19 protein-coding genes are annotated in these 19,869 nt (G+C 71.9%); 7 read left to right on the top strand and 12 right to left on the bottom strand.

Annotated elements, in window-relative coordinates; all coding sequences use genetic code 11:
* Positions 1 to 54: 54 nt before the first annotated feature.
* From TPA0908_RS27545 to TPA0908_RS27530, 4 genes are all read right to left on the bottom strand, one after another.
* Positions 55 to 2,121: an ABC transporter ATP-binding protein gene (locus TPA0908_RS27545; protein ID WP_281943788.1), complete on the bottom strand. Its 2,067-nt coding sequence runs from the start codon at positions 2,119 to 2,121 to the stop codon at positions 55 to 57.
* Between the two features lie 71 nt (positions 2,122 to 2,192).
* Positions 2,193 to 3,926 carry an ABC transporter ATP-binding protein gene (locus TPA0908_RS27540; protein ID WP_281942902.1) on the bottom strand — a complete coding sequence of 578 codons (1,734 nt, stop codon included), beginning with the start codon at positions 3,924 to 3,926 and terminating at the stop codon, positions 2,193 to 2,195.
* Complete coding sequence (locus TPA0908_RS27535; RefSeq protein ID WP_281943787.1) at positions 3,920 to 4,453, bottom strand: MarR family winged helix-turn-helix transcriptional regulator; 534 nt, start codon at positions 4,451 to 4,453, stop codon at positions 3,920 to 3,922. Before TPA0908_RS27535 ends, TPA0908_RS27540 begins: the two co-directional genes overlap by 7 nt.
* A 62-nt stretch (positions 4,454 to 4,515) precedes the next feature.
* A complete protein-coding gene (locus tag TPA0908_RS27530) occupies positions 4,516 to 5,052 on the bottom strand; it encodes a MarR family winged helix-turn-helix transcriptional regulator (protein ID WP_281942900.1) in 537 nt (178 codons plus the stop codon).
* 56 nt (positions 5,053 to 5,108) lie between these two features.
* Between TPA0908_RS27530 and TPA0908_RS27525 the strand changes: the two genes are divergently transcribed.
* Positions 5,109 to 6,731 carry a DHA2 family efflux MFS transporter permease subunit gene (locus TPA0908_RS27525; RefSeq protein ID WP_281942898.1) on the top strand — a complete coding sequence of 541 codons (1,623 nt, stop codon included), beginning with the start codon at positions 5,109 to 5,111 and terminating at the stop codon, positions 6,729 to 6,731.
* 21 nt (positions 6,732 to 6,752) lie between these two features.
* Here the strand turns inward: TPA0908_RS27525 and TPA0908_RS27520 are convergent, their stop codons facing one another.
* Positions 6,753 to 7,196 carry a DoxX family protein gene (locus TPA0908_RS27520; RefSeq protein WP_281942896.1) on the bottom strand — a complete coding sequence of 148 codons (444 nt, stop codon included), beginning with the start codon at positions 7,194 to 7,196 and terminating at the stop codon, positions 6,753 to 6,755.
* Between the two features lie 86 nt (positions 7,197 to 7,282).
* Between TPA0908_RS27520 and TPA0908_RS27515 the strand changes: the two genes are divergently transcribed.
* Positions 7,283 to 7,831 (top strand): TetR/AcrR family transcriptional regulator, encoded by a 549-nt coding sequence (locus TPA0908_RS27515; protein ID WP_281942894.1) that lies wholly within the window; start codon positions 7,283 to 7,285, stop codon positions 7,829 to 7,831.
* A 4-nt stretch (positions 7,832 to 7,835) separates the two neighbouring features.
* On the opposite strand, the gene TPA0908_RS27510 is transcribed toward TPA0908_RS27515, so the two are convergent.
* Positions 7,836 to 9,275, bottom strand: a complete 1,440-nt coding sequence (locus tag TPA0908_RS27510; RefSeq protein ID WP_281942892.1) for a GuaB1 family IMP dehydrogenase-related protein — start codon at positions 9,273 to 9,275, stop codon at positions 7,836 to 7,838.
* 117 nt (positions 9,276 to 9,392) lie between these two features.
* A complete protein-coding gene (locus TPA0908_RS27505) occupies positions 9,393 to 11,147 on the bottom strand; it encodes an acetyl/propionyl/methylcrotonyl-CoA carboxylase subunit alpha (RefSeq protein WP_281942890.1) in 1,755 nt (584 codons plus the stop codon).
* A gap of 133 nt (positions 11,148 to 11,280) precedes the next feature.
* On the opposite strand from TPA0908_RS27505, the gene TPA0908_RS27500 reads away from it, so the two are divergent.
* The 4 genes from TPA0908_RS27500 to TPA0908_RS27485 all read left to right on the top strand — a co-directional run bounded on the left by TPA0908_RS27500 (position 11,281) and on the right by TPA0908_RS27485 (position 15,258).
* Complete coding sequence (locus tag TPA0908_RS27500; protein ID WP_281943785.1) at positions 11,281 to 11,874, top strand: PadR family transcriptional regulator; 594 nt, start codon at positions 11,281 to 11,283, stop codon at positions 11,872 to 11,874.
* Between the two features lie 94 nt (positions 11,875 to 11,968).
* Positions 11,969 to 12,928 carry an ATP-binding cassette domain-containing protein gene (locus TPA0908_RS27495; protein ID WP_281942888.1) on the top strand — a complete coding sequence of 320 codons (960 nt, stop codon included), beginning with the start codon at positions 11,969 to 11,971 and terminating at the stop codon, positions 12,926 to 12,928.
* A gap of 18 nt (positions 12,929 to 12,946) precedes the next feature.
* Positions 12,947 to 13,702: an ABC transporter permease gene (locus tag TPA0908_RS27490; protein WP_107157220.1), complete on the top strand. Its 756-nt coding sequence runs from the start codon at positions 12,947 to 12,949 to the stop codon at positions 13,700 to 13,702.
* 116 nt (positions 13,703 to 13,818) lie between these two features.
* On the top strand, positions 13,819 to 15,258 hold the full coding sequence (locus TPA0908_RS27485; RefSeq protein ID WP_281942885.1) for an MFS transporter: 1,440 nt from the start codon (positions 13,819 to 13,821) through the stop codon (positions 15,256 to 15,258).
* Here the strand turns inward: TPA0908_RS27485 and TPA0908_RS27480 are convergent.
* Genes TPA0908_RS27480 through mycP form a run of 3 tightly spaced genes read right to left on the bottom strand, consistent with a single transcriptional unit; the run spans position 15,212 to position 17,666 of the window.
* Positions 15,212 to 15,865 (bottom strand): O-methyltransferase, encoded by a 654-nt coding sequence (locus TPA0908_RS27480; protein WP_281942883.1) that lies wholly within the window; start codon positions 15,863 to 15,865, stop codon positions 15,212 to 15,214. The two genes, TPA0908_RS27485 and TPA0908_RS27480, sit on opposite strands and share 47 nt — an antisense overlap.
* A 9-nt stretch (positions 15,866 to 15,874) precedes the next feature.
* Positions 15,875 to 16,531, bottom strand: a complete 657-nt coding sequence (locus TPA0908_RS27475) for a Maf family protein (protein WP_281942882.1) — start codon at positions 16,529 to 16,531, stop codon at positions 15,875 to 15,877.
* 10 nt (positions 16,532 to 16,541) lie between these two features.
* A complete protein-coding gene (mycP, locus tag TPA0908_RS27470; protein ID WP_281942880.1) occupies positions 16,542 to 17,666 on the bottom strand; it encodes a type VII secretion-associated serine protease mycosin in 1,125 nt (374 codons plus the stop codon).
* Between the two features lie 820 nt (positions 17,667 to 18,486).
* On the opposite strand from mycP, the gene TPA0908_RS31725 reads away from it, so the two are divergent.
* Positions 18,487 to 19,044 carry a hypothetical protein gene (locus TPA0908_RS31725; protein WP_308447850.1) on the top strand — a complete coding sequence of 186 codons (558 nt, stop codon included), beginning with the start codon at positions 18,487 to 18,489 and terminating at the stop codon, positions 19,042 to 19,044.
* Here TPA0908_RS31725 and TPA0908_RS27460 read toward each other — a convergent pair.
* Both TPA0908_RS27460 and TPA0908_RS27455 read right to left on the bottom strand, forming a co-directional pair.
* The gene (locus TPA0908_RS27460) at positions 19,020 to 19,475 is read right to left on the bottom strand and encodes a hypothetical protein (RefSeq protein WP_281942877.1); all 456 of its coding nucleotides are present in this window, start codon (positions 19,473 to 19,475) and stop codon (positions 19,020 to 19,022) included. The two genes, TPA0908_RS31725 and TPA0908_RS27460, sit on opposite strands and share 25 nt — an antisense overlap.
* A gap of 101 nt (positions 19,476 to 19,576) precedes the next feature.
* On the bottom strand, positions 19,577 to 19,789 hold the full coding sequence (locus TPA0908_RS27455) for an acyl-CoA carboxylase subunit epsilon (RefSeq protein WP_281942875.1): 213 nt from the start codon (positions 19,787 to 19,789) through the stop codon (positions 19,577 to 19,579).
* Between the last annotated feature and the right edge of the window lie 80 nt (positions 19,790 to 19,869).

Here is a 19,869-nt window from a genome sequence, read left to right as displayed (position 1 = left end):
GACGGGCTGTCACCCGGGCGGCGCGCGGTGTCCGGGCTGTCGCCGGGTCCACTGTCAGTTCCCGGCCGGCGCGCCGGCCGGACGCATCCCGGCCGCCGGGCCGGCGGGCGCCGGCGCGGGCACCTCGTCGGAGATGACCGCGCCGGTGAACTGCGCCCGGTAGAGCCGGGCGTACGCGCCGTCGGCGGCCACGAGCTGGTCGTGGGTGCCCTGCTCGACGATCCGGCCCTGCTCCATCATCAGGATCAGGTCGGCGTCGCGGATGGTGGACAGCCGGTGCGCGATGACGAAACTGGTCCGGTCGGAACGCAGCGCCGCCATGGCGCGTTGGAGCAGCACCTCGGTACGGGTGTCCACCGAGCTGGTCGCCTCGTCCAGGATCAGCAGCGACGGCTCGGCCAGGAACGCCCGCGCGATGGTGATGAGCTGCTTCTCGCCGGCGCTGACGTTGCTGCCCTCCTCGTCGATCACGGTGTCGTAGCCGTCCGGCAGGCTGCGCACGAACCGGTCCACGAACGTGGCCCGGGCCGCGGCCAGGATCTCCTCCTCGGTGGCGTCCGGCCGCCCGTAGGCGATGTTGTCCCGGATGGTGCCGCCGAAGAGCCAGGTGTCCTGGAGCACCATGCCGATCCGGCCACGCAGGTCGTCGCGGCGCATGGTGCTGATGTCCACCCCGTCCAGCGTGATCCGCCCGGCGTCCAGCTCGTAGAAGCGCATCACCAGGTTGACCAGGGTGGTCTTGCCGGCGCCGGTGGGACCGACGATGGCGACCGTGTGCCCCGGCTCGGCGACCAGGGAGAGGTCGTCGATCAGCGGCTTCTCCGGGTCGTACCGGAACGAGACGTGCTCGAACTCGACCCGGCCGTGCGGGTCGGCGACCCGGCCCGGCTCGCCCGGGTCGCGGGTCTGCTCGTCGGCGTCCAGCACCGCGAAGACCCGCTCGGCCGAGGCCACCCCGGACTGGAGCAGGTTGGCCATCGACGCGACCTGGGTGAGCGGCTGGGTGAACTGCCGCGAGTACTGGATGAACGCCTGCACGTCGCCGAGGCTCATCGCGCCGGAGGCCACCCGCAGGCCGCCGACCACCGCGATCGCGACGTAGCTGAGGTTCCCGATGAAGAACATCGCCGGCATGATGATCCCGGAGACGAACTGCGCGCCGAAGCTGGCGGCGAACAGCTCGTCGTTCTTGGTCCGGAAGGCGGCCTCGACCTCCTTCTGCCGACCGAACACCTTGACCAGCTCGTGCCCGGTGTACGCCTCCTCGATCTGGGCGTTCAGCTCACCGGTGTGGGTCCACTGGGCGATGAACTTGCGCTGCGACCGCTTGGCGATCTGGCCGGTGACGATCACCGACAGCGGGATCGCGACCAGGGCCACCGACGCCAGCAGCGGCGAGATCCAGAACATCATCCCGAGTACGCCGACAACGGTGAGCAGCGAGGTGAGCAACTGGCTCAACGTCTGCTGGAGCGTCTGCGAGATGTTGTCGATGTCGTTGGTGACCCGGCTCAGCAGCTCGCCACGCGGCTGCTTGTCGAAGTAGGGCAGCGGCAGCCGGTTGAGCTTGTCCTCCACGTCGGCGCGCAGCCGCAGCACGGTGCGCTGCACCACCCCGTTGAGCACCCAGCCCTGCGCCCACATCAGGAGGCTGGCGACCACGTAGAGCGCGACCGCGAACGCCAGCACCCGGCCCAGCCGGGAAAAGTCGATGCCGGCGCCGGGCACCACGTCCATCCGGGCCAGCATGTCGGCGAAGTTGCCGTTGCCCGAGGCCCGGGCCGCGGCCACCGCCGCCTCGGTGCTGGTGCCGGGTGGCAGTTGCCGGCCGATCACCCCGTTGAAGATGATGTCGGTGGCGTGGCCGAGCACCTTCGGCCCGACCACGCTGAGCCCGACGCTGGCCAGCGCCAGGGCCAGCACCCCGGCGAGCGGGAGCCGGTGCGGCCGGAGCCGCCCCAGCAGCCGGCGCGCGGACGGGCCGAACCGCATCGCCTTCTCGGCCGGCATGCCCATGCTCATGTGCGGCGGGCCGCCGGGCCGCCGCCCGGCCGCCGGCAGCCGCTTCGGCTCGCCCCCCTGCTGCTGGGGTAGGGCGGTCGTGCTCTTCTCCGCGCTCATGCCCTCACGGCCCTCACGGCCCTCGCTGCGTTCGGTGCGTTCGGTGCGTTCGGTGCGTTCGGTGCGTTCGCTCATGCCGGCACCCCCGCGGTCTGCTGGGACGCCACGATCTCGGCGTACGTCGGGCAGTTCTCCAGCAGTTCCTCGTGTCGTCCCATGCCGACGACACCCCCGTCCTCGAGCACGATGATCTGGTCGGCGTCGACGATCGTGGAGACCCGCTGGGCCACGATCACCACCGCGGCGTCCGCGGTGACCGGCTTGAGCGCGGCCCGCAGCCGGGCGTCCGTGCCGAGGTCGAGCGCGGAGAAGGAGTCGTCGAAGAGGTAGATCTCCGGTTTGCGGACCAGCGCGCGGGCGATGGCCAGGCGTTGCCGCTGACCGCCGGAGACGTTCGTGCCGCCCTGCGCGATCGGCGCGTCCAGCCCGCCCGGCATGTCTTCGACGAAGTCGCGCGCCTGGGCGATCTCCAGCGCCGTCCACAGGTCGGCGTCGGTGGCCGCCGGGTTGCCGTAGCGCAGGTTGCTCGCCACCGTGCCGCTGAACAGGTACGGCCGTTGCGGCACCAGCCCGATCCGGCGCCACAGCTCGTCCGGGGCCAGCTCGCGGACGTCCACGCCGTCGACGAGCACCACGCCGGCGGTGGGGTCGACCAGCCGGGGGATCAGCGTCAGCAGTGTGGTCTTGCCGGCGCCGGTGGACCCGATGATCGCCGTGGTCCGGCCCGGCCGGGCCCGGAACGAGATGTCGTGCAGCACCGGCGCGGTGGCGCCCGGGTACTGGAAGCCGGCGCCGCGCAGTTCCAGCTCGCCGTGGCCGGTGACCTCGGTGACCGGGTCGGTCGCCGGCACCACCGATGAGTCGGTGTCCAGCACCTCCTGGATGCGTTCGGCGCAGACCGCGGCGCGCGGCACCATCATCAGCATGAAGGTGGCCATCATGACCGCCATCAGGATCTGCATGAGGTATTGCAGGAACGCGGTGAGCGCGCCGACCTGGATCTCACCGGAGTCGACCCGGGCCGCGCCGAACCAGAGCACCGCGACGCTGGACACGTTGAGCACCAGCATCACGATCGGGAAGATCAGCGCCTGGAGTCGGCCGATGCGCAGCGCGGTCGCGGTCAGTTCGGTGTTGGCCACCGCGAAGCGGTCGGTCTCGTACGGCTCGCGGACGAAGGCCCGGACCACCCGGATGCCGGTGATCTGCTCGCGCAGCACCCGGTTGACGGTGTCGATCCGGGTCTGCATGAGCCGGAAGCCGGGCACCATCCGGCGGATGATCAGGCCCAGCGCGACGGCCAGCACCGGCACGCAGACCAGCATCAGCCAGGAGAGCCCGACGTCCTCGCGCAGCGCCATCACCACGCCGCCGACGCTCATGATCGGCGCCGCCACCAGCATGGTGCAGCTCAGCAGCACCAGCATCTGCACCTGCTGGACGTCGTTGGTGTTGCGGGTGATCAGCGACGGCGCGCCGAACCGGGCGACCTCACGGGCGGAGAAGCGGTTGACGTGGCCGAAGATGGCGCCGCGGACGTCCCGCCCGAAGCCCATCGCGGTGCGGGCGCCGAGGTAGACGGCGGCGATCGAGCAGGCGATCTGGAGCAGGCTGACCACCAACATCCACCCGCCGGTACGCAGGATCTGGTCGGTGTCGCCGCGCGCCACGCCCCGGTCGATGATGTCGGCGTTCAGGCTGGGTAGGTAGAGCGAGGCCATGGTGCCGACGAACTGGAGCGCCACCACGGCGGCCAGTGGTCGTCGGTACGGGCGTAGGTGCGTCTGGAGCAGGCGGATCAGCACGGATGTCTCCCCGTTGGCGACTCGGTGTCGGACTCGCTGTCGGACTCGCTGTCCCGGTTCAACCGACGGAGGTCCCCGTCGGACATGCCGGTGATGATTTCGGTCAGGAATTCGCGGATGATCGCGCGCTTGGCCGGGTCGGCGTCGACCGACGTCAGTGGGCGGTCGCTGTGGATCATGTCGATGATGGCGCGGGCGTGCTCGTGCCCCTTGTCGGTGAGCGTGAGCCGGACGGTCCGCCGGTCCTCGGGACCGCGTTGCCGGCTGACGAAGCCGTCCCGCTCCAGCGTGTCGACGATGCCGGTGAGCGTCGCCGGTCGGACGAAGCACAGCTCGGCCATCTCCCGGTGGGTGGCCTCGCCGGAGCGCAGCAGGATCATCAGCACGCGCATGCCGGCGGAGGTGAGGCCGTGGTGCTCGGCCAGGTAGCGCCCCCAGTGCTGCTCGACGACGTGGCCGGCGATGGAGATGAGCCGGCCGAGCGGCGCGTGCTGCAACGCGTCGGGGAAGCGGACGAGCGGTCCCATGTTCACGGCCGCCAGATTAGCGCCCGAATCATCAGGCCCCAAACTAATTACTGAGAATTGCCTCAGTCGCGTCCGTCACGGGGTGGCCGGGCCGGCCCCGGCTCGTCCGGCGCGGTGGCGACGTAGTCGCGCATCACGTCCGCGACCTCGCGCAGGAACGCCGCGGTGGCCTCGGCCTGCTCCGGGGTGAGCCGGGCGACCGCCCGGTCCACGCCGACCAGCATCGGGCGCAGCGCCTCCAGCACCTCGCCGACCGCGTGTTCGGTCACCTGGAGGCTCAACCGCCGGCGATCGTACGGGTGCGGGGCGCGGGCGACGTGCCCGGCCCGGACCAGTCGGTCGACAAGCGTGGTGGCGGATGCGGACCGGATGCCGAGCCGGTTGCCCAACTCGACCGGGCCCAGCGGCTCGGGGCTGGAGATCAGGTGGTCGATGGCCGCGGCGTCGGTCGCGCCGATGCCGAGGCGGCGGGCCAGCGCGGCCCGGGTGTCCCCGGCGACCCGCAGCATCTCGCGCAGGGCGCGGGCCGCTTCACTGCTCGGCGGCGGGCCGGTGCGCCCGGCCGGTCCGGTTCCCCCGGTTGACGGCACCCCCTCCATGGGTTAAAGCTAGCATCTCGGGTAGCTAGAAAATCTAGCTAAAGGGGAGGGGTGCCATGCGCACCGAGGGGCGCGGACGCTGGCTGGGACTGCTCGCCATCAGCCTCGGCGTGGCGATGATCATCGTGGACGCCACCATCGTGAACGTCGCGGTGCCGCAGATCATCCGGGACCTGGACATCACCTCCACCGACGCGCAGTGGGTCCAGGAGGCGTACACCCTGGTCTTCGCGTCGTTGCTGCTGGTCGCCGGCCGCTTCGCCGACCGGTCCGGGCGGCGGCGGATGTTCGTCATCGGGGTCGGCGTCTTCGTGGTGGCCAGCGTGCTGGCCGCGTTCGCCGACTCCGGCGAGACGCTGATCGCCGCCCGGGTGCTCCAGGGCATCGGCGGCGCGATGATGCTGCCCACCTCGCTCTCCCTGCTCAACGCCAACTTCACCGGCCGGGAACGGGGCATCGCGTTCGCGGTCTGGGGCTCCACCATCGGCGGCGCGGCGGCGCTCGGGCCGTTGCTCGGCGGCTGGCTCACCACCACGTACTCCTGGCGGTGGGCGTTCGGCATCAACGTCCCGGTCAGCCTCGCCGTGATCGTGGGCACCCTGCTGCTGGTCGCGGAGTCCCGCGACGACCGCGCCGAACGCGGCGTCGACCTGCTCGGCGCGCTGCTCTCCGTGGTCGGCATGACCGGCGTGGTGTTCGCGCTCATCGAGGGTCGCACCTACGGCTGGTGGGAGCGGGAGCGCCCGTTCACCCTGTTCGGCCTGGACTGGACCGCCTCGATCTCGCCGGTGCCGGTGGCCGCGCTCGCCGGGCTGGCCGCGCTCGGCGTCTTCCTGGCCCAGCAGATCCGCCGCAACCGGGCCGGCCGACCCGCGCTGCTCGACCTGTCGTTGTTCGGCATCGGGTCCTTCCGCAACGGCATCCTGGCCGCCGCGATCGTGAGCCTGGGCGAGTTCGGCCTGCTCTTCGCGCTGCCGCTGTGGTTCCAGAACGTGCTCGGCTACAGCGCCTTCCGGGCCGGCCTGGCGCTGCTGCCGCTCGCCGTCGGCAGCTTCCTGGCCAGCGGCATCGGCGCGCCACTGACCCAGCGCTGGGGCGCGGCCCGGGTGGTCCAGCTCGGCGTCGCCGCCGAGCTGGTCGGCGTCGCCGGGCTCGGCCTCGTGGTCGCGCCGGACACCCGCTGGTGGGCCCCGGTGGCGTTCCTCTTCGTCTACGGCGTCGGCGTCGGCCTGGCCACCGCGCAACTCACCGGCGTCTCGCTGGCCGAGGTGCCGGTCCGGCGCAGCGGGCAGGGCTCCGGGTTGCAGAGCACTGCCCGGCAGGTCGGGTCGGCGCTCGGCATCGCGGTGCTCGGCACCGTGCTCTTCGCCGGCCTGGGCGGGCTGCTCGGCGACCGGCTGGCCGACCAGCCCGGCCTCGACCCGGCCGGCCGGGACCAGGTGGTGACCGCGGTGAAGGAGAGCGCCGGCGCGGCGATCAGCGGCCTGGCGGCGGATCCGCGTACCGCGCCGGTGGCCGAGGAGGCGAAGGCAGCCTTCTCCGACGCCACCCGGTACGCGGCCTTCACGGCGGCCGGGTTCCTGCTGGTCGGCCTGCTCGCCTGCCTGCGCCTGCCGAGCGTCCGCGCCGATGCCACCGGGGACGCCCCGTCGACCGGGGCGGAACCGGCCCGGGTCTGAGCCGAACGCGGGCCCGGGCGGTCAGCCGCCCAGCGCGATCGCCAGCGCGGCGGCCACGAACACGACCTGGAGCGCCGTGCGGGCGGCGAGCGGGGTGACCGGCCGTCCGCCGAGCGTCAGCCGGCGGCGGGCGGCCGAGACGTTGGCCGGGAACATGGCCAGCATCAGCAGCGCCAGGCCGGCCGCCGCCCCGCGCGCGGTGGCCGGCACGAGCAGGGCGAGCGCGCCGACGAGCTCCAGTACGCCGGTGAGCGTGACCAGCAGGCCGGGCCGGGGCAGCGCCGGCGGCACCATGGCGATCAGGTCCGCCCGGCGGGACGCGAAGTGGGCCGCGCCGGTCAGCAGGAACATCAGCGCCAGCCCGACCCGCAGCGCGGGATGCCAGCCGTCGAGCGCGTCCACGCCGAGCAGGCCGGCGATCCGGGCCGTGGCGGTGCCGGCGAGAAGTGCGATCAGGGGTGCCACTGGTGATCCCTCCGACGAGCAATCTTGTCAGCGACAAGATTGCCGCCACCGTCGGCATCTTGTCAATGACAAGTTATGGTGGGGGCATGACGTCCTCCCGCGCCTACCACCACGGGGACCTGCGCCGCGCGCTGCTCGCCGCCGCGGTCGAGGCGATCACCGAATCCGGCCCGGCCGCGCTGAGCCTGCGCGACCTCGCCCGCCGGGCCGGCGTCTCGCACGCGGCGCCCACGCACCACTTCGGTGACAAGGCGGGACTGCTCACCGCGCTCGCCACGCAGGGCTTCGACCTGCTCGGCGATGCGCTGCGGGGTGCGGGCGACGACTTCCGGGAGAGCGGCGTCGCGTACGTCGTCTTCGCGGTCCGACACCGCGCGCACTTCGAGGTGATGTTCCGTCCGGACCTCTACCGGGCCGACGACCCGGACCTGCTGGCGGCCCGGCAGCGGACCGGGGAGCTGCTGCGCGGCGGGGTGTCCCGGCACACCGGCCGGGAGCCGGACGTGGACGCGCTGGCCGCCTGGTCGATCGCGCACGGCTTCGCCGAGCTGTGGCTGGCCGGCGCCCTGCCCGACCGGGTCGGCGCCGACCCCGAGCCGGCCGCCCGTACGGTGGTCGGCCGGCTGTTCCGCTGAGCCGTCACCAGCTCGTCGGCAGCGGCATCCCCTCGGTGTAGCCGGCGGTGCTCTGCACCCCGACCAGCGCCCGCTCGTGGAACTCGTCGAGCGTCCGCGCGCCGGCGTAGGTGAACGCGCTGCGTACCCCGGAGACGATCTCGTCGATCAGGTCCTCGACGCCCGGCCGGTTCGGGTCGAGGTACATCCGGGCCGAGGAGATGCCCTCCTCGAAGATCGCCTTCCGGGCCCGGTCGAACATGCTGTCCTCGGCGGTCCGCGCGCTCACCGCCCGGGACGAGGCCATGCCGAAGCTCTCCTTGTAACGCCGGCCGTCCGCGTCGGTGTAGAGGTCGCCGGGGGACTCGTAGGTGCCGGCGAACCAGGAACCGACCATCACGTTCGAGGCGCCGGCGGCCAGCGCCAGCGCCACGTCGCGCGGGTGACGGACGCCGCCGTCGGCCCAGACGTGCCGCCCCAGCGCACGGGCCGCCGCCGCGCAGTCGAGCACCGCGGAGAACTGCGGTCGGCCCACCCCGGTCATCATCCGGGTGGTGCACATCGCGCCCGGCCCGACGCCCACCTTCACGATGTCGGCGCCGGCCTCGACCAGGTCGCGTACCCCGTCGGCGGTGACCACGTTGCCGGCCGCCACCGGGACGGCCGGGTCGAGCTTGCGGACCGCCCGCAGCGCCTGCATCATCCGCTCCTGGTGGCCGTGCGCGGTGTCCACGACCAGCGTGTCCACCCCGGCCTCCAGCAGCGCGGCGGCCTTGCCGGTGACGTCGCCGTTGATGCCCACCGCCGCCGCGATGCGCAGCCGGCCCCGGTCGTCGACCGCCGGTCGGTACAGCGTCGCCCGCAGCGCGCCCGCGCGGGTCAGCACGCCGACCAGGCGGCCCTCGGCGTCCACCACCGGCGCGAGCCGCCGCCGGCCCGCCGAGAGCCGTTCGAATCCGGTACGCGGGTCCGCGTCCGCCGGCACGGTGTGCAGCTCGGTGGACATCACGTGCCGGAGCTGGGCGAAGCGGTCCACCCCCACGGTGTCCGCCTCGGTCACCACGCCCACCGGTCGGCCGTCGGTGTCGACCACGACCACCGCGCCGTGCGCGCGCTTGGGCAGCAGGTGGATGGCGTCGCCCACGGTGTCGGTCGGGCCGAGCGTGATCGCCGTGTCGTGCACCAGGTGCCGCCGCTTGACCCAGCCGACCACGTTGGCGACGACCTCGATCGGGATGTCCTGCGGGATCACCGCGACCGCACCCCGCCGGGCGACGGTCTCGGCCATCCGCCGGCCGGCCACCGCGGTCATGTTCGACACCACGAGCGGGACGGTGGTGCCGGTGCCGTCGCCGGAGGACAGGTCGACGTCGAGCCGGGAGCCCACCTCCGAACGGTTGGGCGCCATGAAGACGTCGTTGTAGGTCAGATCGTGCGCGGGAACCGCGCCATGGAGGAACCTCACCCGAACATCATTCCCGCTCCCGGCGGGTCCCGCCGCCGGTGGTGGCCCAGACCACCCGGCCCCGCGCGGTGAGAAGGGCCCCCTTCTCCACCGCAGGCGTTAGGAAGGTGCCCTTCCTTAACCCTCGATGGTGCAGATGGGGGCGCCCGCGGTGATCACGGCGCCCACCTCGGCCGCGAGGCCGCTCACCGTGCCGGCCTTGTGCGCGTGCAGCGGCTGCTCCATCTTCATCGCCTCCAGCACGACGACGAGGTCACCCTCGGCGACCGTGTCGCCGTCCGCGACGGCGATCTTGACGATGGTGCCCTGCATCGGAGAGGCGAGCGTGTCCCCGCCGACCGCGGCGCCCGCCTTGCCGCCGCCACCACGGCGGGCCGGCTTGCGGGCGGCGGGAGCGGCGGTCGCCGTACCCGCGCCGAGGCCGGCGGGGAGGACGACCTCCAGCCGCTTGCCGCCCACCTCGACCACGACGGTCTCGCGCTCGGCCGGAGCCTCGGCGGCGCCGGCGACAGCGGTGAAGGCCGGCACGGTGTTGTCGAACTCGGTCTCGATCCACCGGGTGTGCACGGTGAACGGCTCGCTGGTGAACGCCTCGTCCCGGACCACCAGGCGGTGGAACGGCAGCGCGGTGGCCATGCCGTCGACGACCATCTCGTCGAGCGCCCGGCGGGCCCGCTCCAGTGCCTCGGTACGCGTCTCGCCGACGATGATCACCTTGGCCAGCAGCGAGTCGAAGTTGCCGCCGATCACGTCGCCGGCCGAGATGCCGGTGTCCACCCGCACGCCGGGGCCGCTGGGCAGCCGCAGCGCGGTCACGGTGCCCGGCGCGGGCAGGAAGTTGCGGCCCGGGTCCTCGCCGTTGATGCGGAACTCGATGGCGTGCCCGCGCGGCGTCGGGTCCTCGGTGAGGCGCAGCTTCTCGCCGTCGGCGATGCGGAACTGCTCACGCACCAGGTCGATGCCGGCGGTCTCCTCGGTCACCGGGTGCTCGACCTGGAGCCGGGTGTTGACCTCCAGGAAGGAGATGGTGCCGTCCCCGCCGACCAGGTATTCCACCGTGCCGGCGCCGTGGTAGCCGGCCTCCCGGCAGATCGCCTTGGCGCTGTCGTGGATCTGGGCGCGCTGCGCGTCGGTGAGGAACGGCGCGGGCGCCTCCTCGACCAGCTTCTGGTGCCGGCGCTGGAGGGAGCAGTCCCGGGTGCCGACGACGATCACGTTGCCGTGCTGGTCGGCGAGCACCTGCGCCTCGACGTGGCGGGGCTGGTCCAGGTAGCGCTCGACGAAGCACTCGCCCCGGCCGAACGCGGCGACCGCCTCGCGGGTGGCGGACTCGAACAGGTGCGGGATCTCCTCCAGCGTGCGGGCCACCTTGAGGCCCCGGCCGCCGCCGCCGAACGCCGCCTTGATCGCGACCGGCAGGCCGTGCTCGGTGGCGAACGCGGTCACCTCGTCGGCGCCGGCCACCGGGTCCGGCGTGCCGGGCACCAGCGGCGCGCCGGCGCGCTGCGCGATGTGCCGGGCGGTCACCTTGTCACCCAGGTCGCGGATCGCCTGCGGGGTGGGGCCGATCCAGGTCAGCCCGGCGTCGAGGACGGCCTGGGCGAAGTCGGCGTTCTCGGAGAGGAAGCCGTAGCCGGGGTGCACCGCGTCCGCGCCGGCCCGGGCGGCCACGTCGATCAGCTTGTCGATGCGCAGGTAGCTGTCCGCGGCGGTGTCGCCCCCGAGGGCGTACGCCTCGTCGGCGAGCGTGGCGTGCAGGGCGTCCCGGTCGGAGTCCGCGTAGACGGCGACGCTGGCCAGACCGGCGTCACGGCAGGCGCGGATGACGCGGACGGCGATCTCGCCGCGGTTGGCGATGAGAACCTTGCGCACCTTGGGGGCTCCTCCCGGGAGGTCGATGCCGGGAGTGTATCGGCCGAGGTGCCGGCCCTAACGATCGCTCAGTGTGGGATGCCGCACTGTAGTCAAACTTGGTTATTACGCTTGTCCGGTGTCGGCGACGCGGATGATGATTCTGGGCCTGGTCAGGTGGATGCAGCCGGTGCACGGCTACGACGTGCGCCGCGAACTGCTCAGTTGGAGTGCGGACAAATGGGCCAACGTACAGCCCGGGTCGATCTACCACGCGTTGCGCAAGCTCACCGACGAGGGGCTGCTGCGGACCGTCTCGGTCGAGCAGGTGGGCGCGCGTCCGGCCCGCACCACGTACGAGGTGACGGCGAAGGGCGAGGACGAGTTCGAGACGCTGTTGCGGGCACAGTGGTGGCAGCTCCACGAGTCGCCGGACCCGTTCGCGGTGGCGTTCTCGTTCCTGCCGGCGCTGCCGCGCGAGGAGGCGGCGGCGGCGCTGCGCAACCGGGCCAACCTGCTGCGCGCCGGGGTGGAGTCGATGCGGGCCTCGCTGGACTCGGACTGGGTACGGGCCCGCAAGCCGGTGCACGTGGGCTGGATGTTCGAGCTGTGGCTGGCCCGGGCGGAGGCGGAGATGGCCTGGTGCGAGCGGATCGCGGAGCGGATCGAGTCCGGGGTGTCGTACCTGCCGGAGGGGATGGAACGGGCCGAGGGCTGGTCCGGCTGGACGGACGGTGACACGAAATAATCAAAGTTGACCACAAGAGCTATATCGCGTTAGCCTCGACGCGAACCGCTGACCGGTGGCCGGGTGCCCCCGGCCCGGACGACCAGGAGCAGAAATGATCGAGACCAGGGGGCTGCGGAAGTCGTTCCGCTCCCGCGCGGGTCGCGAGACGAAAACCGTGGACGCGGTCCGCGGCGTCAACCTCGACGTCGCCGAGGGGGAGATCTTCGGCTTCCTCGGGCCCAACGGCGCCGGCAAGACCACCACGCTGCGGATGCTCGCCACCCTCATCGAGCCGGACGGCGGCCAGGCCACCATCGCCGGCGCCGACCTGCGCAAGGACCCGTCCGGGGTGCGCCGCCGAATCGGCTACGTGCCCCAGGGCGGCAGCACCTGGGACGAGTCCAGCGCCCGCGAGGAGTTGGTGCTCCAGGCCCGCCTGTACGGCATCACCAAGGCCGACGCGCACCGACGCGCCGCCCGCGCGCTGGACGCGTTCCAACTCAGCGAGTACGCCGACCGCAAGTGCAAGACCTACTCCGGCGGCCAGCGCCGGCGCGTCGAGATCGCGCTCGGCATCATCCACGAACCGAAGATCGTCTTCCTGGACGAGCCGACCACCGGCCTCGACCCGCAGAGCCGTGCCCACATGTGGGACGAGATCCGCCGGCTGCGTACCGAGGGGATGACCGTCTTCATCACCACGCACTACCTGGACGAGGCCGACGCGCTCTGCGACCGGATCGCGATCATGGATCACGGCGAGATCGTCGCGGAGGGCACCCCGGCCGAGCTGAAGCGGGAGATCTCCGGCGAGGTGGTCATCGTCGGACTGGACGCCGCCAGCACCCCGCAGGCCGCCGATCTGCTCGACACCGAGGCGTACGTGACCAAGCTGGAGACCGTCGACGAGGGCGGCCTGCGCCTCTACGTCGACGAGGGCGCCGTCGCCATCCCGCAGGTGCTGCGCCGCCTCGACCACGCCGGGCTGGAGCTGCGCTCGATCGAGCTGCACCGACCCAGCCTCGACGACGTCTTCCTCACCAAGACCGGCCGCTCGCTGCGCGAGTCCTGACCCCCGGAGAAGCCTGTCATGAAACTCGCCCGCGACACCTGGTTGATCTTCCAGCGCCAGGCCCAACTGCTGCTCCGCAACCCGGTCTGGGTCTTCGTCGGAGTCTTCCAGCCGGTGATGTACCTGCTGCTCTTCGCCCCGCTGCTCAAGCCGGCCCTGAACGCGCCCACCCAGGCCGCCGCGTACAAGATCTTCGTGCCCGGCCTGCTGGTCCTGCTGGCCATCTTCGGCGGCCTGTTCCAGGGCTTCGGCCTGATCGCCGAGCTGCGCGCCGGCGTCATCGAACGCTCCCGCGTCACCCCGGTCAGCCGGCTCGCCCTGCTGCTCGGCCGTGCCCTGCGCGACGTGGTCTCGCTGATCGCGCAGGCCGTCATCATCACGCTGCTGGCGGTCCTGTTCGACCTGCGCGTCTTCATCGGCTACCTGCTCCTGGCGTACCTGATGCTCGCCCTCATCGCGTTGATGACCTCGGCCGTCTCCTACGGCGTCGCGCTCAAGGTCAAGAGCGAGGACGCGCTCGCCCCGCTGATGAACACCGTCGCGCAACCGGTGCTGCTGCTCTCCGGCATCCTGCTGCCGCTCACCTTCGCCCCCGGCTGGTTGCAGGGCGTCGCCAAGTGGAACCCGTTCTCCTGGGCGGTCGACGGCACCCGCGCCCTGTTCGCCGGCGACCTGGGCAACGACAAGGTCTGGCAGGGGCTCAGCATCATCGCCGTGCTCGCCGTCGCCGGGGTCGTCTGGGCCGCCCGCCAGTTCGCCCGCAGCGTCCGGTGAAAGGCCGGGCCCCCTGTTAACGCTTCCGGTAGAGGTGGGGCCCCTTCTCACACCGCAGCGAGAGCTGCCTCTCACTGCTGGCGGGGTACCGGTCACGCGCGCGTAGCGTCGGGCCGGTGCCCCGCCTCACCCGTGACCGCACCACCTGGCTGGCCTACGCCCAGCTCGGCCTCTGGGGCTTCTTCCTCTACGGGTTCGGCCCTGTCGTACCGCTGCTCCGCGACGAGCAGGGCACCAGCGCCGCGGTGGCCGGCCTGCACAGCACCGGCATCGCGGTCGGCGCGCTGGCCGGCGGCGCGCTCTTCGCCCCGGTCGCCCGCCGCTACGGCCGCGGCCCGGCCGTCTGGCTCGGCCTCGCCGGCGTGGCCGCCGGCGTCGCCGCGCTCGGCGTGCTCCACCCGCCGCCCGCCACCATCGCCGCCGTCGCGGTCGTCGCCACCTTCGGCATGATGGTGATCAGCGGCGTCAACGTGGTGCTCACCGCCCGGCACGGCCCGGCCGCCCCGGCCGCGCTCACCGAGGCCAACGCAGTCTGCGCCGGCATGGGCATCCTGGCCCCGCTGACCATCGGCGCCACCGTCGACGCCGGCCTCGGCTGGCGACCCGTGACCGCCGTCGAGGTCGGGCTGATCACGCTGGTCGCGCTCACCGCCCTGACCTTCCGGGTACGCCTGCCGAAGCGCTCCCCCGCTACCGCGGCTGCCGCCGTCCCCGTCGGGGCGCCGGCCGTCGTCCCCGCCGCGGGGCCGGCCGTCGTTCCTGCCGCGGCACCGACCGCCGTCCCCGCTGGGGCCGTCCCTGCCACGGGGCCGGCCGTCGTTCCCGCTGGGGCCGTCCCTGCCACGGGGCCGGCCGTCGTTCCCGCTGGAGGGCCGGCCGAGCTCGGCGCGGGTCGCCGCCCCGCTCGACCAGCCTCCCTCCGGGCTGCCGACGCCGACGGGCCGGCGGCGTCGGGACGGTTGCCGCGCGCGTACTGGATCGCCTGGGTGTTGATGGCGGTCACCGGCTCGATCGAGGTCTGCCTGTCGCTCTGGACCGCCGATGTGCTGCGTACCCACGCCGGGCTGAGTGCCGGCGGCGCGTCGGCGGCCGTCGCGGCGATCGTCTGCGGCATGTTCGCCGGGCGGGTCGCCGGGGGACGGGCGGCGCTGCGCTGGCCACCGGTGCCGCTGCTGCTCGGCGCGTTCACCGTGTCGCTCGCCGGGTTCGCGCTGTTCTGGGCCAGCCCGATCGGCTGGCTGGCGGTCACCGGCCTGATCGTGCTCGGCTTGGGCAACGCCCTGCACTACCCGCTGGCGATCTCCATCGCGCTGGCGGTGGCCGGCCCGGCCGCCGACCGGGCGGCGGGCTGGTCGTCGTACTCGATGGCGGTGGGTTTCGGGATCGCGCCGGTCGCGCTCGGCTGGGTGGCCGACGGCGTCGGACCGCACCCGGCCTTCCTGATGCTGCCATGCTTCATCGCGGCGGCCGTGCTGCTGACCGTCCGCCTGGGCCGCGCCCTGCCCCCGCTCAGCGCACCCGGGCGAGGGTTACCCCGTCGGCGATCGGCAGCATGACCACCTCGACGCGGGCGTCCGCGACGACCTCGTCGTTGAAGGCGGCGACCGCCCGGTCGTCCGCGTCACGCGGAGCGAGCACCCGGCCGGCGCGGAGCGTGCGGTCGACCGTGATCACCCCGCCGGGACACATCCGGGGCACCAGCTCGTCCCAGTGGACCGCGTTTTCGGCCGCGTCCGCGCCGAGGAACGCGAAGTCGAGGTACCGCTCCCGGGGCAGCTCACGCAGCCGGTCCGCGACCGGCCCGGTAAGCAGGTCGATCCGCTCCTCGACGCCGGCCCGCGCCCAGTGGCGGCGGGCCACCCCGGTGTCCCCCTCGAAGGTGTCGAAGCAGGCCAATCGGCCGCCGTCGGCCAACCCACGGGCGATCGCCAGCGCGGGCAACCAGGTGCAGGCGCCCACCGCCACGGCCTGCCGCACGCCGACCAGCCGGGCCAGGAACGTCAGGACCGCCACGTGCTCCGGCGCGACCCGCATGCCCGCCTCGGCCGGCAGGGCCGCCCGGGTCTCCTCGGCCAGGTCCCGGGCGATCTCGTCGGGCGCGGACCCGTGGGCCACCAGGTAGGCGTACAGCTCCGTGGTCAGCGGCAACGGCTTCGTGCTCATGCCCGGACGTTAGCCGAGATGTTCGATCTCCTGGCCGCCTGGCGCGACCTTCGTCCACAGGTCGACGACGCTCAGCCCCAACTCGCCGAGAAGCTGGCGCAACAGTGGCAGGGACAGCCCCACCACCGTGCCCGGATCACCCTCGATGCCGGTCAGGAACGCGCCGCCCAGCCCGTCGATGGTGAACGCCCCGGCCACCGCCAGCGGCTCGCCCGTCGCCACGTACGCCACGATCTCCTCGTCGCTGATGTCGGCGAAGTGCACCGTGGTCGAGGCGACCGCCTCCGCGCGGGCCCCGGCTGCCACGTCGATCAGACAGTGCCCGGTGTGCAGCACGCCGCTGCGCCCGCGCATCCGCTGCCACCGCCCGGTGGCGTCGGCCGTGTCCGCCGGCTTGCCGAGGATCTCGCCGTCGAACGCGAGCACCGAGTCACAGCCGAGCACCAGCGTGCGCTCGCCCGGGACGGAACGCAGCCGGCCGAGCACGGCCTGCGCCTTCAGCCGGGCCAGTTCGAGGCACAACTCCTCAGCCCGGTCACTGATGACCTGCGACTCGTCGACGCCGCTGACCAGCACATCGGGCTCGATCCCGGCGGCCTGGAGCAGCTTGCGGCGGGCAGGACTCTGCGAGGCGAGTACGAGGCGCAGCGGCGCGGAGGTCGACACCCCGCCGACGCTACCGGCTCTCCCTCGGTGGTGGGTCGTCGGCACGTCGACGACGCCGCCAGACCAGATAGCCGCCGCCAGCGGCCAGCAGCACCCCGAGGGTCGCGAGGCCCCGGAACGTGCCGTCGTCATGGCCGGCCCCGGGCGCGGCTGCCGTCGGTGCCGGGGCGGTCACCCCGGTGGACTCGAAACCGAGCGGGGGTACGTCGGCGGTGAGTGCCGCGACCAGGTCGATCACCCCGTACCCGTACTGGTCGTCGCGACCGGGCGGCCCCTTGTCGACAGCGGTCGCGGTAAGGCGGTGCGCGACCTCCTCAGCGGGGAGGTGGGGATATTTGGAGCGGATCAGAGCAGCAGCGCCGGCAACAATCGCGGTGGCGCTGGAAGTTCCCGTGCCCTTCGAGTACTTGCCGCCAAAGCTGGTGCTGTAGATGTCGACAGCAGGAGCTACGACGTCCACTTCTGGTCCACTGACAGAAATTGCGGCATGTTGTCCCCGGCGATCGACGCCGCCGACCGCAATCACGCCTTCCTGGGCGGCCGGGTAGCCCACGCTGGCAGCTTCAGGGTGATTTCCGACCCCGGCAACGACTACGATATCTGCGGCCAGGGCATTGTCAACTGCTTGCACCAATTGCTCGCTCGTTACGCCTGCGCTGGAGATGCTAATAACGTCGACATGCCGTGTGATGGCGTAATTTATTGCTTCGGCGAGCGTGTCGGCATCTCCGTAGTTATCTGAAGTTGAAGAAACAATCGGGAGAATTTTGGCATCCGGCGCTATACCCATCGCTCCGCCATCGTCGTCGGAGCCGTGGGCAGCAATTAGGCCGGCCATGGCCGTTCCATGGCTGTTTTGGTCTCGCTGTCCGTCGCCGCTTCCGGCGATTAAATCCTTGCCCTTTGTTACATTCCTTGCAAGGTCGGGATGTGGATCGACTCCTGTGTCGGGAACTCCAACCAGCACTCCAGCGCCTCGGCTGATCCGGTGCGCTGAGTCAACGTTCAGAAAGCCAAGATGCCACTGATCCTTCCGAATCTGAACGGCTGGGTCAGGTGAGGCGGTGACGGGATGTGTCAGTGACAGGTGGGTCGAGATTAGAACTGTGGTAAAAGCTATCAAGCCAATTCGCATTTGGATTCACTCAACGGGTGTGTCCGATCGCTGGGCCGGGGTCGATCGGGCCTTCCTCCTCTGGAGGGAGAACGATTGGGCTAACTCCCTCCCTGGTTTCCCATGGATGGTCTGGATCCCAAGCCTGCGCGGGCCCCTGTAATTCCTGCTGGCGTGGTCGACCGCTGGAGTTAGGAAAACCGGTGAGCGGTGACCCGCCCTGAGGTCCCATTGCTAGACCCCGTCCGATCCCCGGACGGGATCCCGCGGATCCGCTCGGAGTGGTGCCGGCACCGCCGCCACCAATCACGCCGCCAACAGGATTTATCCGACGTGGGGTAGATCCCCTGTGGGGTGCCTGACCTGATCCCATTCCTGGAGGTTGGCCAATCATGCCGCCGGGCGGCAAGGGGCGCGGCGATGCAGTGTGTGGGTTGCCCCCTGAGGTTGACCGGCCGCCCGGCAGGCCAAGTCGCTTTTCGAGCGCGGTGTGTGACTGGCCTAAGCCGGGCTCGATCGGCGGCAGGAGACCGCCGCCTGACGGAGTCGGGTTTGCTCCCCCACTCGACGCCGATGGTTGTGTCGGAGGTGGAGATGTCACTAGTGGTCCAGCGCCACCAAGGATCGGTCCAACGCCGAGCGCAGTTGGAACGGATATCGGATTTTTCCCCACGTTGGCGACTCCGGCCGCAGTTGGATTTTTGCCAACCTGATCCATGGGCATTGGCATTATCGGCGGAATTATGGGCGCTGCCCCCGTTGATCCATAAACATCGGGATTGTTTGTTTCAATTCCTGGCCTAGGTACGGCCGGCGGCCGCTGGAGCATGACCTGGGCCAGTTGGAGTTCTCCGCTCAACCCCGTCATCAACCCGCGTGCCCGTACGTTCAACTGCTCCAGGTCGTCGTCGGTCACCGGGGGCCGCTCCGGCAGTCGGCTTCCGGCAACCGCCTTCGGGTCGGCGATCGTCGCCTCGTACGCCTGCTTCTGCCGCAGTTTGGTGGCGAACTCGTCGTACAGCGGTCGAAGTTCGCTGCGGGCGCTGCCGATGGCGCGCGCGGCGGCGGCGAGCGCGTCGTAGTTCGCGGCGGCGGCGTCGTGGGTGCGCTGGACCCGGTCGATGAGCTGGTCGAGTTCGCCGACGTACGCCTGGGCGGCGGCGTTGGTCTCGGGTGGCCACGCCTCGGCGAGACCGCGCCGGTATTCCCGGAGCCGGCCGAGGTGGGCCAGCGCCAGGTCGCACACCTTGCGCCAGCCGGCGACCTGTTTCCACTGACCGGCGGTGTCCTGGTCCTGGAGGCACGCCCACATGCTGAGCACGTCCATCAGTCGCCAGTCGGTGAGCCCGGAGGTGCGACCGCCGCCCCGTTCGATCACGGCAGGACCACCCGCCCCTGATCGGGGCCGGTGGGGTCGGTGAGTGGCGGGGTGGGGCGCGCCCCGGCGGCGGTGGTGGGGCCGGTGAGCGCCCGTTCGACGTCGGCGACCCGGGCGGAGGAGAAGGCGTCGGAGTCGTCGTAGCGGGCGGCGATCCGGCCGGCTGCCTCGGCGAGCCGGCCGGTGGCGGGTGCCAGGTCCCACACGGCGCTGACCGCGGCCTTCTGCGTCTCGTGGTGGGCCTGGAGGAACTGCACCAGCTCGATGAAGGCATCGGCCGGGTTGGGCACCGGGGCCTTCATGTCGTCGGCGATGTAGGAGAGGCGGGGCGAGTAGTTGCGCGTGACCTCGTCCTGTAGCCGGTCGGCGAACTCGCGCATCTGTCGGATATCGGCCTCGATGCCGCCGTAGCCGCGCAGCCAGCCGGCTGGCTGGTTGTCCTCCGGGATCATCGGACCTCCCTGCCCGTCACCGAACGGTTTCCCAGAGTGAGGTTAGTAGCTCCACGCTGATCCTGGCAGTCCCGGCACCGCTCGCGTACGCGGGGAAGGTTTCAGCGGGGAAGGCCGGAGCTGCGCCACGCGCCGGGGCCGGCGACCGGCGTCGCGCCGGCCGGACGGGCGCTGCGCGTCCAGTGCGAGAGGGCGGCCGGCGCGGGGGCCGTGACCGGGCGGGTGCGCACCATGACCGCGCCGACCAGGGCGGCCAGTTCCTCGGCGGTGGGCACGCCGCGGACGACCCGGAACATCGGCTCTTCGGCAGACATGACCCAAGGGTACGCGTCGCGAACTCGACCTTCGTCGTAGAGTGGCGTGCCGGCGGTGTGCGCGTCGGACCGGCCGGGTA

This window comes from Micromonospora sp. AKA38, assembly GCF_027925725.1.
GTDB lineage: Bacteria > Actinomycetota > Actinomycetes > Mycobacteriales > Micromonosporaceae > Micromonospora.
Note: the sequence above shows the minus strand (reverse complement) of the source record. Positions and strands in the feature narration are given on the sequence as shown.

Coding starts and splice junctions, on each gene's coding strand:
- TPA0908_RS27545 (WP_281943788.1), bottom strand. CDS start 2,121: ATGAGCGCGGAGAAGAGCACGACCGCCCTACCCCAGCAGCAGGGGGGC.
- TPA0908_RS27535 (WP_281943787.1), bottom strand. CDS start 4,453: ATGGGACCGCTCGTCCGCTTCCCCGACGCGTTGCAGCACGCGCCGCTC.
- TPA0908_RS27530 (WP_281942900.1), bottom strand. CDS start 5,052: ATGGAGGGGGTGCCGTCAACCGGGGGAACCGGACCGGCCGGGCGCACC.
- TPA0908_RS27525 (WP_281942898.1), top strand. CDS start 5,109: ATGCGCACCGAGGGGCGCGGACGCTGGCTGGGACTGCTCGCCATCAGC.
- TPA0908_RS27515 (WP_281942894.1), top strand. CDS start 7,283: ATGACGTCCTCCCGCGCCTACCACCACGGGGACCTGCGCCGCGCGCTG.
- TPA0908_RS27500 (WP_281943785.1), top strand. CDS start 11,281: ATGATGATTCTGGGCCTGGTCAGGTGGATGCAGCCGGTGCACGGCTAC.
- TPA0908_RS27495 (WP_281942888.1), top strand. CDS start 11,969: ATGATCGAGACCAGGGGGCTGCGGAAGTCGTTCCGCTCCCGCGCGGGT.
- TPA0908_RS27490 (WP_107157220.1), top strand. CDS start 12,947: ATGAAACTCGCCCGCGACACCTGGTTGATCTTCCAGCGCCAGGCCCAA.
- TPA0908_RS27480 (WP_281942883.1), bottom strand. CDS start 15,865: ATGAGCACGAAGCCGTTGCCGCTGACCACGGAGCTGTACGCCTACCTG.
- mycP (WP_281942880.1), bottom strand. CDS start 17,666: ATGCGAATTGGCTTGATAGCTTTTACCACAGTTCTAATCTCGACCCAC.
- TPA0908_RS27460 (WP_281942877.1), bottom strand. CDS start 19,475: ATGATCCCGGAGGACAACCAGCCAGCCGGCTGGCTGCGCGGCTACGGC.
- TPA0908_RS27455 (WP_281942875.1), bottom strand. CDS start 19,789: ATGTCTGCCGAAGAGCCGATGTTCCGGGTCGTCCGCGGCGTGCCCACC.